Source organism: Alteromonas sp. ABH4_454 (assembly GCF_056311775.1).
In genome coordinates this window covers 4,356,144-4,372,016 of the sequence record NZ_CM149972.1, presented here as the reverse complement: position 1 = coordinate 4,372,016, position 15,873 = coordinate 4,356,144, and the positions used below count along the sequence as shown (strand labels likewise).

Below are 15,873 nucleotides of genomic sequence, written 5' to 3'. Positions count from 1 at the left end.
ATCTTATTTACAAGGTACGCTTACTGAATCTTGGTATTTCCACATTTTGTCTGAGCCGTAATCGGTAGACGAACCGAATACACCGCCACTAATAATGTTGATGAAAAACGCAGATTCGACTTCTTTGTTCAAGTTAACGTCGGTACATTTTGCATCGTCAGCAACTAGCACTTTATCTTTGTTCTCTTTCTTAACAGTAACTACACCAGGAACTGTTTGAGACATGCCATCAACAGTAACTGTAGTCGTTTCACCGCTAGTTGTTGTAACGTTTATTTTGTGTGTTTCTTCGGTAAGAATTGTGGCACAACCTGAGGTAAGAATAAGGCTTGCAGCAGCTAGTCCAATTATTTTTTTCATTATATTTCCCTTTCTGATTTTGAATGTCGAATTTTCGACGAGCGTTAATATAATGTTTGCGCTATAAAAATCAAATAAAGATTGTTTCTAAATTGGTCTGCTGGTGGGAGAGGGCAAATATAAGTAAGCGTATGCGCCAAGATAATGCAGTTAGTGCCAAGTAACCCTGACACTAACTTCATCAGTGCGCTTATTTGTGCATACCGCGAATAGGGTAGTTGTTATCAGGGTTACGAATCCAGCCCAAACCACTTACTAATGTCTCTAACTCAGGTCTAACAAATGGGTTGTTAGAAATATCAGCGACGTGCACATTACCTTCATTGTTCACAACAAACAGCGCGGGCTCAGAAAACGGGTGATCAGTTTCTTGAGGAGATCTTGGATCAGAGATATATACGCCTAATTCTTCCATTTGCTCCACCGTTAAGCCGTACGCAATTGGAAAGTTAATGTCCAACCTAGGCAGGTGACTTTCAAGCTGCGCTTTACCGTCGCCAGACACCGCAATAAGGTCTACGCCAGTTTCGGCAAGATAACCTCTAACACTCTCAAGTTGATTGAGGTATCGAGTGCACAGTGGGCAATGTTGCCCTCGGTAAACCACTATCATTTTCCAATCAAGACCGTTCTCAGGTGTCGCTAACTTTTTAGTGTCGCCATTTAACAGCTTTGCTGAAATATCTGGAAAGGCAGAACCTGCATGTAACTTATTGGTGTATTCAGTACTCATGATAAATCCTTAAAAATGCTTGTTGATGTGGGCTTCAAAACGTTTGAAATCGTTTTCTACATCGGCGTTTTTCATTACGTCAAAGCTAGCGAAAGTTTCCATTGGCTTCATGCCAAAGAACTTAAAGTTCATATGCATTGGAAATAGTAAATCGTCTACAGATTTACCTTCGAAAAACTCTTCGCTGTCGTTAAATGACTCTTCTGGAGCATTGAAGGTTAAAGACATCATATATTTAACGTCGGTAAGGGTACCGCCTGTGCCGTAGTTTTTCTTCGGCGCTTCTTCAACGCGACCATCGCCGGCACATAGGGCTCCACCCATACCTGCAGTGTAGATTTCATCCATATACTTCTTGAAAGACCATGGCACACCCATCCAGTTAATTGGTGCCTGTAGAAGGACAATGTCAGCCCACTGATGATGGGCCAACTGTTCTTCAACGTTGTGCTCTTCGGCCATTGTCACTACACGAGTGTTATAGCCTTTAGCTTCAAGAAGCGTTACTGCTTTATCGACGAAAGATGCGTTTAGCTTGCCTTCCGAGAAAGGGTAATACTGGTGTGCATTAATAATTAGTACATTGCCTGCTTTTGTGGTGGTCATCTCAAAACTCCCAAAAAAAATTGAATAAAGATTATTGCTTATAGGTAGTTTATTTTAGTGACCTTTTAACTTTAAACAACTAGTAGTGTTTTAGTAACTATGTTGGGGATTAATGGGATATTGTATAAATTGACTTTGAATCAATTGGTTAAGTGATTAAAGAATGTGGGTTGTCGAGCGAAGTTTATTGCAGCCTTCAAGCGCTTACTGCAACGAAGCTTATTTTTTATTGCTTCTAGGCAAACAGTAAATTTTCACTCTATTCAATTAGACAAGACTTGGTGTATTTCATTTCTTAGCCACCTTCTCATTGGATCCTGATGCGTGCGTCCGTGCCATATTTGGCTAATGTTTACCTTTGGTAAGTCAATTGGACACTTATGTATGGTTAATCTGTCGAAAGTGAAAGCATACATTTTAGCGATAGACTCCAAGCACACTAAAATGCAGTTTGTATCTTTTGCAATAAGCGGGGGCGTTAAAAAACTTGAAACGCCAGCAACAACATTTCTGGTTAAGTTTAGATTACGTAGTGCTTTATCTACTATTCCGTCAAGATCTCCGGTTAGTGTAGTGACGATATGCCTAGCGTCTAAAAAAGTGTTTAGGTCTAGTTGCGCTGTTGGGGCAAGCTTTTCGCTGCTACTTAAAACAACGAAAGACTCGTCTCTTAGTTTTTGCTGATAAAAGGTATCAGGTAACTCATTGTAAAAGCCTGCAATAGCTAAATCACATTCGCCTGTTTCCAACTCTTTTTTGGGCACTTTGCCCAAGGTATTGTGGCAGACTATTTTAAGGTTTGGTGCCTTCGTTTCTATTCGCGTTAGCAGATCAGGCAATAACAGTTGCTCAATAAAGTCTGTCGTATATATGTGAACAATATCTTCATTAAGTAAAAAGTTTTGAGATTCGAGTTGATGATATAAGCCTTCGATAGATTGAACGGCTTGCAATACGAGCGGCGCAATTTGTTCAGCTAATGGGGTTATGGTTAAGCCTCTAGCTGCCCTTACGAAAAGCGCGTCATCGAATTCATTCCTTAACTTATTTAGCTTATGGCTAAGTGCAGGCTGGCTAAGAGCCATGCGTTTAGCTGCATTGGATAAGTTCCTCTCTTCAAATAAAACCTTAAATACATAAAGTAAGTTTACGTCTTTGGTTGAGATATTCATAAATTGGATTGGTGTTATTTAACCTATTCATTTCTTGTGATTCTAGTTTGTACTTAAACTTCCCGTCAATTAATCACTGGAGGTAAGTATGAATAAGTTACGTTTAGGTATTGTTGGTTCAGGCATGATAGCGGGTATTATCGCAAATGCAGTAAAGCAGGTAGAAAGTATTGAATTAGCAGCCGTGGCAAGTCGCCGCCCGGTTTCAGCTAAAGCATTTGCTGATGAGCATGGCATTAACCTCGTGTTTGATACATGGCAAGAGATGTTAGCGTCAGACTCGATTGATGCAATTTATGTAGCAACACCAACGGCAAGCAAAGAAGAAATTGCGATTTATGGCGCACAAAACAAAAAGCATTTGCTGGTGGAAAAGCCTTACTCAAGCGCAAAGTCACTAGAAAACATGATAAATGCAGCAAATGTGAATGGTGTTAGCTTTATGGACGCTACGCATTTCACCCATAATCCGCGGACTAAAGTCGTTAATGACATAATGGAGAAGGAAATAGGTGCACCACAAGCGGTTAGAACGTCTTTTTTCTTCCCATTCATGGATAAAACTAACATCCGTTTCGATACCTCAAAAGAGCCGACAGGCGCAGTGGGTGACATGACTTGGTATTCAATGCGGGCCATTGCCGAGTATTTGAAGCCTACGGCACCGCTAAAACAAATTTCTGGCGCAATTGTTAGGGACGAGGAAACCAATGCTGTCATCCGAGGTTCGGGCGTTGCAGTGTTTGAAGATGGCAAATCGTCTACCTTTGACTTTGGCTACAACGTTGGAACGTGCCTGATGGATTTAGATATTCTGGGTCATGAGGGAGTATTTAGCATGTCTGACTATGTACTTGATTGGAAGAATGGTTTTGCATTTGATAACCAAGACCATGTTGTCGGTTTTACTAAGCGCAAAGAAATGCAGCAACCCAGCGAGCATCAATATATTGAAGCAGATTCCTCAGAAGCGCAGTCAGTCTTTATGATGAGAAATTTTGCGGCGCTAACATCGGATGTGGAATCGACCGAAAATGCAAAAGCGCAACACTTGGCCCTATTAACCCAGAGGTTGCTAGACGCATATTGGGATGCAGTGGCATAGAAGATATGGCACCTGAGTCCGAGCTTGATTGGTCCCCATGCGATGAAGCGAAGTCTCGGGCGACCCCCCTTGCGTGGCGATTTGCTGAAATTCAGGCACAAAAAAACCGACTCAAAGGTCGGTTTCAGTATCTACTTCTAAAAGAAGAAGATGGTACCAGTGGGCGGGCTTTGATTGGACCGACACTCGGCCGCCACGCTATCGCTAGCAACGGATTTTGAAAGGTTATCGTGTACTTTGTTCTTATAAATCAGTGTCTTAATTCTCTTATAAATAGCTTTTCAAAGCTATTGAGAATAAGTCTCGCTTATCCCCAAAATATACAAGTGGTAGTGGCCGTCAAATCCAAACGTCGTTTTCAGCTCTAAGACCACTATCTGTATCACCAGTATTAACCACGCCTTTGGGCTCAATGAGCATTACGTGACACTCTTTTTCTGCTACAGGCTTATGCTCGACTCCTTTAGAAACTATGTACATTTCCCCTTCATTTAATTCGACACAGCTTCCTCGAAGCTCAATGCGCATAGAGCCGGAGATAACAAAAAATAGCTCATCGGTATCTTTGTGGTCATGCCAAGTAAACTCTCCCTCAAATTTTGCTAGTTTTATTTGATAGTCGTTCAACTCCGAAATAACCCGAGGAGACCAAAAATCATTAAATTTTCCAAATTTATCTTTTAAATTTATTGCGTTAGCCATTATTTTTCCGATATTTACGTTGATTGTTTCTATTAAATAAAAAAGTTACGTTCGATGTCCGATTAATTGCTGGTAAATAACATCACACCAAAGATCACAAGTCCCATTCCGCAAGCTTGATTTATAATGCGACTAAATTGCTGAAAGGTACCGAGAGCCTTGGTGGATGTAACAAGAAATGCCAAAAAGCAAAACCAAATAATGTGTAGTAACGTGATGTACAGACCATATATCAATACAAACATAAAGTTGTTCTCACTTTCCGGTGACACCAGTTGACTAAACACACTGAGAAAAAATAACATTGTTTTAGGGTTTAATGCGTTACACAAAAAGCCTTGTGCAAAACATTTCTTAGCACTGCTATCAACCGTCTTTTTATTCTTAATGTCAATGGTAAGTTTCGAGTTAAACAATCCTGAGAGACCAAGATAGATCAGATACGCTGAGCCTGCGTATTTAACTAAACCAAAAATAGCCTCGTTATGTGATAAAAAGTGACTAATTCCGAATGTTGAGTAGCTAACGTGAATACAAATGCCAAGGCCAATGCCTATTCCAGTCATTAATCCTGCCTTCCTTCCACTACATAGGCTATTTTTTAATACTAATATGAAGTCTGGCCCTGGGCTTACAACGATTAATAGGCCTAAAGCTGCATAGCTGATTATTTCCATTTCTACTCTCTTTACTCCTCTAGCTTACCGTCATTGTAATGACTAAAGAGCGAGTTATAATCGAAATAAACGCTTAGTTAGTGTGAGAAAAAATCACAGATGAGACACCTTAAAGCCCTTCATGTTTTTCATATTGCAGCAGAATCTACCAGTTATAGTGAAGCGGCAGATAAGCTGTATATAACTCACGGAGCAGTAAGTAAACAGATAAAACTGTTAGAAATGTATCTTTCTAAGACATTGTTTTATAAAAATGGTCGGGGAATGAATCTTACTCAGGACGGGGAGTTGCTTAAGCGATATACCAATGTAGCTTTTGATGCGTTAAATACTGGCATCAGTAAGCTAAAAGAAACAACAAATGATTATCTTGAGGTTTCCTGTGAACCAACATTAACTATGCGTTGGCTTATGCCAAGGCTTTCAAATTTCTATCAAAGCTCTGAGATTGATATCCGGCTGTCTACAGCGGGCGGCCCCGTTGTTTTAAGTGAGGCGGGGTTGGCAATGGCAATCCGCCGAGATGACTTTGATATACCTTCTGACTACGCGAAACACAATTTGGTTGAAGAATGGGTTGGCCCGGTAATGTCTCCTCAGTATTGGAACATGATCCAGAACAATCATGCGAGTATTACTTTGCTTCATAGTAAAACGCGTCCAGATGCTTGGGATGATTGGATCGCGGTATCACATCATGCTCTTCACCTGAATAAGTCTAACCAATCGTTTGATCACTTTTACTTCTGTCTACAGGCTGCGGTTGATGGTCTGGGAGCAGCAATCGGCTCACTTCCGTTAGTTGCTGACGACCTTAAAGCTGGGAGGCTTATTGCTCCATTTGGTTTTTGCCCGTCAGGGCATAATTACTTACTAATACGACATTCACAAAACCTGAAAGCAAAAGAGGAGCGGTTTCAGCAATGGTTGGGAGACTGAGCTTTCGAATTGTACCCCTGATAAGTTCGAGTTATGCATTTAATCTAAATTACAGGTGCTTATGATGTATATTGCATATTTTCGACCTTGGGGATTGCAGAATAAGAGTGATGAGTCGTTGTGCCATGCCGGTTACTAGACGGGATAGTGTTATCAACAGGGTAAAATGAATGCTAATCCTTTTATTTATGGGCGAGAGCCGACTCAAAGTGCGGTTTCAGTATCTGCTTGTAAAGAAGAAGATGGCATCGGTGAACGGGCTTGGATAGACCGATACTCGGCCGACACGTTTGCGTGGCGATTTGCTGAACTTCAGACACAAAAAAACCGACTCAAAAGTCGGTTTCAGTATCTGCTTCTAAAAGAAGAAGATGGTACCAGTGGGCGGGCTTTGATTTGACCGACACTCGGCCGACACGTTTGCGTGGCGATTTGCTGAAATTCAGACACAAAAAAAACCGACTGAAAAGTTGGTTTAATGTTTGGTACCAGTGGGCGGACTTGAACCGCCACGCTATCGCTAGCAGCGGATTTTGAAAAGTTAGTGTTTGAAATAATTATTTCAAATCAGTAAGTTAAATTGTAATAATGACGCTTTGCAAATTCTTTGCATGACTAACAGCTTTTCGCAAAGAAAATGCTTATAGCCACTTTACCCGATTCTCCCTCCCCCAGTCCATGAAGCCCCAAACAAAGGTGATGAGGTTTAGGTGGAATCCCTTTCTATCAGACTCAGATAAACGGCGTGTTTTGGTTTTAAATTCCATGCCATAACAAATAAATTGATGTTTATTGAAGACGCTATGATTACTGATGCAGCACACATTCGATTAGAGTAAATGACGTTTTTTATCAACGGATTCATATGTGCGCAGAAATCAGTTCAATAAACAGAGGCGTAGCTATGATTTCTTTGGAAAATCCATTTGTATTTTCATCGGTGCTTTCACGTTTTTCTATTAGTCCGACTTGCCATGCAAAGTCGAACCAGAAATGAAAAATATACTGGGAGGGCAATTCTATCTTTGAAAGCTCTGACAACGGATATGCTTGATCTGGGAAAGCCTGCCCATAAAGTGCCTGGTATTCTCGGTAATGTCGCCATTCAGTGCCAAGATGACGAAGCATATATAATGAGATTTCCCAGCGGGCAGGCTTTGACTGGTCGCCGCGCGAGGGGGCTGGTTAGATTTCTGTATTCCCTGTTCTTGAATAGCTGACTACTAAGGTTTTTGCCGGATTTTGACTTGGCCTCTTGTAATCATCCGAAGTTACCCAATGGGTCTGAGTTTTGTAGTAGTGATAGCCTGCTATGACTGCCGCTGCACTACAAATAACTAGAATAATCATCCACTTTGACATATTGACGACCTTTAATTTCAACTGTTTTTTTGTGCCGTATGTTGGTAGCTGGAGCAGTGATAAATGTAGCTACTTACAAAAAAGACAGCAAAGTTTTGATCTTACTGCCTTTTGAGTATGGGGAAAGTTCTCATACAACTGACAATGCAGTCCTATTTAGTTTCCAAAGCGGCTCAAATTTTTCACTTAGCAATTAATAAACATTATTAAACTCCTTATTGCTTCTAGTGTCAGTCCCAAGTTTATCAACGATTCGAACGAAGCACTTTTCACGATCATGAAGTCAAGTTATTGATTCTTTGTCATTAAAGTAAACGTTTACTTTTTGGTTTTTTGCTCGTGTGGTTGTTTTTAATTTTTCTTCTATGTAGAGATATAGCAGTTAGGCGGCACCATAGATGTTAAAGTACACTTTTTTGTTTACTTGGTATTTACAATTTTTGCTGTATGGTTTAACTTTACGTAAACGATTACTCTTTTGGCTTCGAATTTTAGTTTTCAGACAGTAGAATTAGGACACACGAGGTAACACAATGAACATGCACATAAAAACAATTAAACCTCTTGCTCTTGCGGTCTCATTTGCATTGGCAGGACAAGTAATCGCTCAGACAGATGAGCAGCAGGTAGACTCTCCTGAAGCAGAAAAGTCAACGTTTGAGCAGATTATTGTCATAGGGAACATGCAAAAACGACTGATTGAAGCTTCAGTCCCATTCTCCCAAATTACAGAAGAACAAATTGCTCGTCAGGCACCGAGAAACATCTCAGACGCGTTGACTAATATTCCTTCTCTTCAAGTCGAAAATACTTCAGGTAATACAAACAATGAGTATCGCTTTCGTGGGGTTGGTGCAGGCGGTACTCAATTTTTGGAGTTCGAGGAAGATGGAATTCCTATTATGAGGGATGCACCTGACTTTCTATATCGGGTGAGTAACGCAACAGGAGGAATTGATACAATTCGTGGTGGTAATGCACCTATTCTGAGAACTGCAGCAGTAGGCGCGGTTATTAACTTCCGACATAAGGAAGCAACACAAGAGCAATCGGGCGATGTATTTTTTCAAACTTCTGACTTCGGAATGTTTAGAACTGAGCTATGGTTAGGCGGTCCTATTAACGAACAACTCGAATATACGCTTGCCGGATATTACACGACGGACGACGGTGTAAGAGAAGTCGATTTTCCAGCAAACGAAGGCTACAACCTTCACGGAAGTCTTAAATACCATTTTGAAGATGGATCTGGGCACTTCAAGATGTCTGGACGTACCTTTGAAGAGAATAATATTGTTTACTTAGCAGTTCCACTGCGCGGTGATCCAGCAAATCCTGAGCAGTTCCCCGGTGGTCCAGACATTACTACAGGTTCTTTACTAAGCCGAGAAATCGCCCTTTCAAATACTTTTTCTGCACCCAATGAACCTAGTGTATTGGATTTGTTGGACGGTAATGCCTCCGACATGACTTATTTAGGCACGGAATTGAAAAAGAACTGGGACTTAAAAGACGGTTCAGCGCTTGAGTTTACCAGCCGAAATAGGTACACCAGCGTTAGTTCTCGCTTTTCAGGTTATTACGCTGCTGGGTTTGCGTTAGGCGGTGATTTTCAAACAGGAGAATCTCTTGTTCCAAACATGCTAAATACAAATACGATGGGTGCAGGTCTAGTTAACTATAGTTATGCGCTGCCAGAAGGCTTTGCGCCAACCGGATATACAGTCACAAATCAACAAGGGGCTGTCCTTGATAACGGTACAATTGCCGATACAAATGGCAACGGGATCATTGATGCAGGAGAAGCAAGTTCGACTGCGACATCGCTTGCAAATGGAAATGGGATATTCATGCCTGTTGCCGCATTTGATCAGGACAATCCATTTACCAGTTTCCAGCAAGATTTAGAGTTGGCTTATAGTTTCGATACTGACAATGCTGAACATTACGTTTCTGCTGGTTACTACTACATGAAGATGGACAGGGAACAGGATAACCGTCAGCAATTGTTCTTGATTGACTTAAGACCTCAGGCAGGCAGAGTGGATGTAAATCTGCAAAATGCGAACGGAGATCAAGTAACACTTACGGATGATGGATTCTTGACCCACAACCACTGGTTGAATCGAGAAGCAATTACTGATGAGATTAATGCTTTTTATGTTGATTATGAAATCAAACTTGATCAATTGACTCTCGATGTGGGTGCTCGACACGATGAGTTCTCAAACATTATTCAAAGAGCAAACACAGTTAACTTTTTTGGAGACGGGCCAAACCAAGTTGCGCTTCCTGAGCCCGGCACAACAGTTTCCCCGGCTGTATCTGCAATTCAGCGATACGATGGTTCATTTAGAACTGACCAAGACTTTACGACTAGAGAATGGAGTTATACGTTCGGTGCGAACTACTTAGTACAAGACAACTTTGCTCTTTATGGTCGCTATACAGAAGCTCATTTGCCAAACCCAAGAGGTGCTACAGGCACGGATGTGATAGAGCTTGGAGCTAGGTATGATGGTGGTGACTTTACTATTGCCAGCAACATTTTCAGATTGACGCAGGATGGTGATATTCAGGAACGAGGTCTTACGATTGATGGACAAGAAGTCATTGCTCAGTTCCAAACAGACCGTGAATCAGTCGGCCTTGAAATTGAGGCTGTTTGGGATATCACTGATGCATTGAGCCTGAATATTAGTGGTACTTATCAAAAGCCAGAGTTTGCTAGTGGCGGCTCGGCGACCCCTCGCCCCGGCTTTGATGTTACACAAGATCAACTTGATGCCGCGATAGGTGATTTGACATCTATCGATGGTAACCAGATAGCAAACCAACCTGAACTGCTTGGTAATTTGGGCTTAGACTATGAATGGACATTGGGTGACTATGGCTATTTGAACTTCAATGTAGTGCTTCGCTATGTGGATGAGGTGCCTCTCGATGATGCCAACTCAAACTATACTGAATCCTACACACAAGTTAACACAGGCCTTAATTTCGAAAGCCTTGAAGGTGACTGGTACGCTCGAATAAACGTTCAGAATCTGACAGATGAAGAGTCAATTCAACGTGTGTTTGGTGGACCTCAGTCGATTGTTGAACAAAGCGTTGCGGCGGATGGGTTCTATGGGAGACCGCTACTTGGTAGAAACGTTGTATTCGGCGTAGGTTATAGATTCTAAATAAAGCCAAAGGACAGGCGCTTTTGTTCCTGTCCTTATCCTATTCACAATTGATATTTCTAAGTCTACTAAAGTTTGATCAATACTCTTTCGCAGGGACATCAATGATAATTAGAACTCTCGTCTCGTTTATATGTATCGCTTGTTTTAGTCAAAGTGTGTACGCAAAGAAACAAGTCACTATTGCTGGGTATGGTGGAAATGACGTCTTCGCCATGAAGCTGTTGTTAGAAGAGACACTTAAGGATGAGTTTGATAAGCGAAATATCGATGTATCCTATTTCGCGATTGAGAGTGACTATCCTAAATATGTTCTAAATGCATTGTCTTCAGGTAATGCACCTGATGCATTTTACGTCAACACCGATGTCGCTCAAAGCTGGATTCAAACTAACCAGTTGCTGCCTCTTCCAGAGTCTCTAAAATCAGCAAGAGCGAACATTACTCAAAAAGTTTTAGAAAACTTTACTTTCAACAACTCACTATTCGCGATACCTAAAGACATGAATGCTATCGCATTAGTCTTTAACCACGATGTATTCACAGATGCAGGTGTTACACCTCCAGATAACAATGATGATTGGAGTGACTTAAAGTCGAAACTAGAAAAAGTAGTTGAAGAATTAGGTGATGAGGGCGTCACAGGACTTTGTATAAGTACCGATTTCAATCGATTTGCTCCATTTGCACTTGCTACTGGCTGGAAGCCCTTTGACAAAACAGGTCGAACCATACTTGACAAAAATTTTAAGAGAGCTTTTTCGTTCTATCTCTCATTACATGCTAGTGGTCTAGCAAAATTGCCCTCGGACCTCGGTCAAAATTGGGGGGGGGGTTGTTTCGCTATCGAAAGAACGGCCATAGCCATTGAGGGAAGTTGGATTGCTGGCTACCTACGAGACAAATCCCCCAACTTACTTTACGGAAGTACACTGCTTCCAAAAGATCCCGTATCTGGTGAAAGAGGAAATCTGCTATTTTCAGCCGGGTGGGCTGTAAATAAAAATGCTGAAGACGTAGAGGCTACACTAGAAGTCATTGAACTTTTAACCAGCAATGCAGCGCAGTCCACAATATTATCTTCTGGATTAGCGATCCCTAGTTCAACGCTTTTAGACGACCATCCTTATTATGACTCGCAAGAGCCAAAAAATCAGCTAGCAAAAACTATACAAGAAGGTACTCAGGTCAACAATACAATGACTTTCAGCTTTGGGAAGTATGGTAATCAATGGTTAGAGCCTATACAGATTGCCCTGTCTTCCGTCATGTTAGGTCAGTTAAGCGAAGAGGAAGCGCTTGAAGAGGCGCAAAGAGCATATGATGAAATGTTCAAAAAAGTCGGAGCCAACAAATGAAATTATCATCATCTTTCAAGCACAACGCGTTTGGTTGGCTACTTATATCTCCGTTTGCTTTATCGCTGGTTCTCTTTTTCTTCTATGCATTACTGAGAACAATCGCTTATAGCTTTACAAGTTACGACCTCTTCAACTCTCCTGAGTGGGTTGGTTTTAAAAACTACGTCAATCTGTTCTCTGACCCATTGTTTTTTAGAGCGCTGACAAATACGTTTGCATTTTCACTCATCGTAACGCTAATTCAAACGACACTTGCCTTGCTTCTCGCCGTTGCGCTCAACGCTGAAATAAAGGCAAAAGGCTTTTTTAGAACCGTTTATTATGTTCCGAGTATTATGTCTAGTGCGGCAATAACGCTCATTTTTGTATGGGTGTATCAGAAGAACGGTTTTTTAAATCAACTTTTACAAAACATTACTAGCAACCAACAATTCATACTCACATTTATTGTTGGGTTTATTGCTTGTCAGGCTTCACTCGTAGTTTCAGGAAGAAAAAGGAATCAGCGAGTTAGAGTAACGGACCCGTTCTATGCGCTTATTAGTCTACTCGTTGCATTTAGCATTTGTGTATTCGTTAAGAATACAGGGTTAGTAAGTAGCCAAGATTCTTCCGTTGTTGTCTCATGGCTTGGCACCAGAGATATGGTGGGGCCTCTGCCACTGACTCTTTGGGCCATCGTTATACAAAATATATTTACCACTGTCCCAACACTCATGCTTCTGTTCCTTGCAGGGTTACAAGGCATTCCTGATGATCTTTATGAATCTGCGACGGTTGACGGAGCAAACAAATGGCAACAGCTCTGGCACATTACTGTGCCCCAGCTTGCTCCAGTTACTTTTGTTGTCATCACTATGGGTATTATTGGGACATTGCAAATGTTTGATCAAGTAGCTTTGCTAGGGGGAGGCGTTCCACTTGAGTCAAGGATTACGTTGGCATTTTACGTTTATCACTACGCTTTTCCCGATGGCACATCACCACAAATAGGAGTAGCAAGTGCTTCCGCGCTCGTTCTTGGAGGGATAACACTCGTACTAGTATTTCTCCAGAAGAAATTAGGAATTAAGGAGCAAAGCGATGGATAACATTTTGTACAGCAAAAGCGCCTCTCAGTTTAGACAACGTCGCTTTGTCTCCCATATAGTGTGGGTTTATGGACTTCTTTTGCTATTAGCAACCGTAACGTTAGGTACGTTTTTGATAGCGTTTGTTGCAAGCATCAAAGATGACGCTTTAAATGAACCAAGTAAGATCAGTATTCCTCAGCTACAGCCTTCTAACTGGATTGCTGCTGGTTCATTGGGAAGTCAGGGTGGGAAAAGCATCTTATGGGGGGGCTTTGTTCCTGAATCTGAAGTTACATTTCAAGTTACTTATGCCACCACAAATCAAAACGAACTCTTAGTACCCGCCATTAGTGTTCCTAGAAGAAAGCCGGGAAGTGGTATGGCATCCATTGCGTACCCACATTTCGCTGCGGACTATGCCATTGTTTCCCAGCCAAAACTTATCTCTACTTCTGACAATGTAGAATACATCCAGACTTTGGGGATAAGAAAAGAATCTCGAAGCGGGCATAGTGCAACGTGGGAATTCACCATTCAATACAATGGATATGGTCCAAATATAAAACACCTACCACTGGATATCACAACTCCCAGAGAGCAGGTCTTGATTGACTCTACGATCCCCCCAAACCGATTTGAACGACGTGGCAGAGTGGCAAGCTGGGGAAATATTTCACCCGGACTGATAGGTTACGTTTTCAAGAGCTACATCAGAGTATGGAATGAGTCTGTAAGTCTCGATACTGGAGAAAGCTTGTTTTGGAACTGGACCATTAACTCTTTTTTTATTGCTCTGGTAAAAATGGTACTGACAGTATTAATTGCATGTGCTGGAGGCTTCGCCTTGGCTAGAATGAAGTTCGCAGGATCTCGTCTCATATTCTTCGCCTTAGTTATATCAATGGCTGTCCCCATGCAAGTTAGCTTCATCTCAAATTACGAGGTATTCAATACGCTAGGTCTATTAAACACTCCGTGGGCAGTAATTGGGCTGTTGGTGGCCTCTGCGCAAGTGCTCATCATGAAGCAATTTTTTGAATCATTTCCGAAAGAACTTGAAGAAGCAGCAATAGTCGATGGCGCGTCCCCTCCATCTATACTTTTGCACGTATTTATGCCTCTCGCGAAACCAGCGATTGCTTCAGTTGCTATTTTAGGTTTTCAAGGCACATGGAACGATTTTTTCTGGCCTCTCGTTGTGCTTACTACGCCACCTGAAACCTATACGCTTCCAGTAGGATTATTAAGTTTGCGCAACAGCTATGGAGTGGCGGGTGACTGGAATTTAATTTTGGCAGGCTCGTTTCTCTCAACCGTTCCAATACTCATTATTTTCATTGCATTTCAAAGATATTTTGTAGGAAACAACGTGAGTTCGGCTGTCAAGGGTTAGCCGATAGAAGGTGAATAAATATATGAATAAGCTTCGCTTGAAAAATATAAATAAAGTTTACGATCCCAGTGGTACACCTGCTCATATTGTAAAAAACGCAAACCTTTCGATTGAAGAGGGAGAGTTTGTCGTATTTGTGGGTCCGTCAGGCTGTGGTAAGTCAACAATGCTAAGGATGATAGCTGGGCTTGAAGAAATAACAGGTGGAGAGCTAGTCATAGACAACCAAGTTGTCAATGACTTGTCGCCCAGTGAGCGTGGCATAGGAATGGTATTTCAATCCTATGCTTTGTATCCACACATGACTGTAAGAGAAAATATCGCCTTCGGAGTGAAGTACACGAAGCGATGGTCTAAAAAGCAAACAGATGAAGCTGTTGAATCGATAGCTGAAGCACTTGAGCTAACTAGTTTACTCAATAGAAAGCCAAGTGGCCTGTCTGGAGGCCAAAGGCAGCGTGTGGCGATTGGTAGGGCGTTAATTCGAGAGCCAAAGGTGTTTTTATTGGATGAGCCACTTTCTAATCTAGATGCTGCATTAAGGGTTCGCATGCGGCTCCAGATAGCGGCTTTTCATAGACAGTTCAAATCAACGACAGTGTATGTGACTCATGACCAAGTTGAAGCCATGACTTTAGCTGACAAAGTAGTCGTTTTAAACAAGGGAACGATTGAACAGATCGGCTCACCTTTAGAACTTTATCACTTCCCAAAAACTGAGTTTGTCGCCAATTTTATTGGTTCACCAAAGATGAATATGGTTGACGTTAAATTCGTTGAAGTTGTTGATGATTTAGTTGTAGTTGATATGGGCGGCAAACTGGTAAAAGTGGCCGTAGACGGAAGCGAATTACGACCAAATCAACGATTAAAACTAGGAATCAGGCCAGAAGATATTCAGATAGGTGGTGTAAACGACATCCCCGTCTACGTGACAGGCAAGGAATTACTAGGTGCAGAATCAATCTTATTTACCAGTACAAAAGCGGTAAATGATGAATTTTTAGTGAGATGTCCGGGTACGCTCAATGTAAGTAAAAAAGATGCTTTGTTTGTGAGGTTTCCTCCCGCTGCCTGCCACCTTTTTGCAGACAACGGAATTGCGCTGAATAGAAAAGTTGATAGAAATTCACTTTTTGTAAGCCCTCAGGATTTAGTACCACACTAGTGTGAGGGGAATAGGTTTATTGGAATTTGCCTTTGCT

At 41.6% G+C, this 15,873-nt stretch carries 16 protein-coding genes; 9 read left to right on the top strand and 7 right to left on the bottom strand.

Features of this window, described 5'->3' with window-relative positions; translation table 11 throughout:
* Window positions 1–3: 3 nt before the first annotated feature.
* The 4 genes from ACYX4W_RS19080 to ACYX4W_RS19065 form a co-directional block, all read right to left on the bottom strand.
* Window positions 4–360: a hypothetical protein gene (locus tag ACYX4W_RS19080; protein WP_039223413.1), complete on the bottom strand. Its 357-nt coding sequence runs from the start codon at window positions 358–360 to the stop codon at window positions 4–6.
* Window positions 361–550: 190 nt separating this feature from the next.
* Window positions 551–1,093 carry a redoxin domain-containing protein gene (locus ACYX4W_RS19075; protein WP_474854693.1) on the bottom strand — a complete coding sequence of 181 codons (543 nt, stop codon included), beginning with the start codon at window positions 1,091–1,093 and terminating at the stop codon, window positions 551–553.
* Between the two features lie 9 nt (window positions 1,094–1,102).
* Complete coding sequence (locus tag ACYX4W_RS19070; protein WP_474854696.1) at window positions 1,103–1,699, bottom strand: NAD(P)H-dependent oxidoreductase; 597 nt, start codon at window positions 1,697–1,699, stop codon at window positions 1,103–1,105.
* Between the two features lie 263 nt (window positions 1,700–1,962).
* Window positions 1,963–2,871: a LysR family transcriptional regulator gene (locus ACYX4W_RS19065; RefSeq protein WP_474854698.1), complete on the bottom strand. Its 909-nt coding sequence runs from the start codon at window positions 2,869–2,871 to the stop codon at window positions 1,963–1,965.
* Between the two features lie 88 nt (window positions 2,872–2,959).
* Here ACYX4W_RS19065 and ACYX4W_RS19060 point away from each other — a divergent pair, with 88 nt between their 5' ends.
* Both ACYX4W_RS19060 and ACYX4W_RS19055 read left to right on the top strand, forming a co-directional pair.
* Complete coding sequence (locus ACYX4W_RS19060; RefSeq protein WP_474854699.1) at window positions 2,960–3,976, top strand: Gfo/Idh/MocA family protein; 1,017 nt, start codon at window positions 2,960–2,962, stop codon at window positions 3,974–3,976.
* A gap of 5 nt (window positions 3,977–3,981) precedes the next feature.
* The gene (locus ACYX4W_RS19055) at window positions 3,982–4,197 is read left to right on the top strand and encodes a hypothetical protein (protein WP_476074217.1); all 216 of its coding nucleotides are present in this window, start codon (window positions 3,982–3,984) and stop codon (window positions 4,195–4,197) included.
* Window positions 4,198–4,315: 118 nt separating this feature from the next.
* On the opposite strand, the gene ACYX4W_RS19050 is transcribed toward ACYX4W_RS19055, so the two are convergent.
* Complete coding sequence (locus ACYX4W_RS19050) at window positions 4,316–4,678, bottom strand: cupin domain-containing protein (protein WP_438823648.1); 363 nt, start codon at window positions 4,676–4,678, stop codon at window positions 4,316–4,318.
* Between the two features lie 62 nt (window positions 4,679–4,740).
* Complete coding sequence (locus ACYX4W_RS19045) at window positions 4,741–5,355, bottom strand: LysE family translocator (protein ID WP_474854701.1); 615 nt, start codon at window positions 5,353–5,355, stop codon at window positions 4,741–4,743.
* Window positions 5,356–5,454: 99 nt separating this feature from the next.
* Between ACYX4W_RS19045 and ACYX4W_RS19040 the strand changes: the two genes are divergently transcribed.
* Window positions 5,455–6,294, top strand: coding sequence for a LysR family transcriptional regulator (locus tag ACYX4W_RS19040; protein ID WP_476074216.1), 840 nt, complete (start codon window positions 5,455–5,457; stop codon window positions 6,292–6,294).
* 166 nt (window positions 6,295–6,460) lie between these two features.
* A complete protein-coding gene (locus ACYX4W_RS19035) occupies window positions 6,461–6,694 on the top strand; it encodes a hypothetical protein (RefSeq protein WP_474854705.1) in 234 nt (77 codons plus the stop codon).
* A 461-nt stretch (window positions 6,695–7,155) separates the two neighbouring features.
* On the opposite strand, the gene ACYX4W_RS19030 is transcribed toward ACYX4W_RS19035, so the two are convergent.
* Complete coding sequence (locus ACYX4W_RS19030) at window positions 7,156–7,422, bottom strand: hypothetical protein (RefSeq protein WP_474854707.1); 267 nt, start codon at window positions 7,420–7,422, stop codon at window positions 7,156–7,158.
* A gap of 767 nt (window positions 7,423–8,189) precedes the next feature.
* On the opposite strand from ACYX4W_RS19030, the gene ACYX4W_RS19025 reads away from it, so the two are divergent.
* From ACYX4W_RS19025 to ACYX4W_RS19005, 5 genes are all read left to right on the top strand, one after another.
* Window positions 8,190–10,841: a TonB-dependent receptor domain-containing protein gene (locus tag ACYX4W_RS19025; protein ID WP_476074215.1), complete on the top strand. Its 2,652-nt coding sequence runs from the start codon at window positions 8,190–8,192 to the stop codon at window positions 10,839–10,841.
* Window positions 10,842–10,945: 104 nt separating this feature from the next.
* Entirely contained in the window at window positions 10,946–12,199 is a 1,254-nt protein-coding gene (locus ACYX4W_RS19020) for an ABC transporter substrate-binding protein (RefSeq protein WP_476074214.1), read from the top strand.
* Complete coding sequence (locus ACYX4W_RS19015; RefSeq protein WP_474810461.1) at window positions 12,196–13,293, top strand: carbohydrate ABC transporter permease; 1,098 nt, start codon at window positions 12,196–12,198, stop codon at window positions 13,291–13,293. The genes ACYX4W_RS19020 and ACYX4W_RS19015 overlap by 4 nt, the downstream gene beginning before the upstream one ends.
* A 4-nt stretch (window positions 13,294–13,297) precedes the next feature.
* Window positions 13,298–14,668, top strand: a complete 1,371-nt coding sequence (locus tag ACYX4W_RS19010; RefSeq protein WP_476074213.1) for a carbohydrate ABC transporter permease — start codon at window positions 13,298–13,300, stop codon at window positions 14,666–14,668.
* A gap of 22 nt (window positions 14,669–14,690) precedes the next feature.
* A complete protein-coding gene (locus ACYX4W_RS19005) occupies window positions 14,691–15,836 on the top strand; it encodes an ABC transporter ATP-binding protein (RefSeq protein ID WP_474854713.1) in 1,146 nt (381 codons plus the stop codon).
* Window positions 15,837–15,873: the final 37 nt, after the last annotated feature.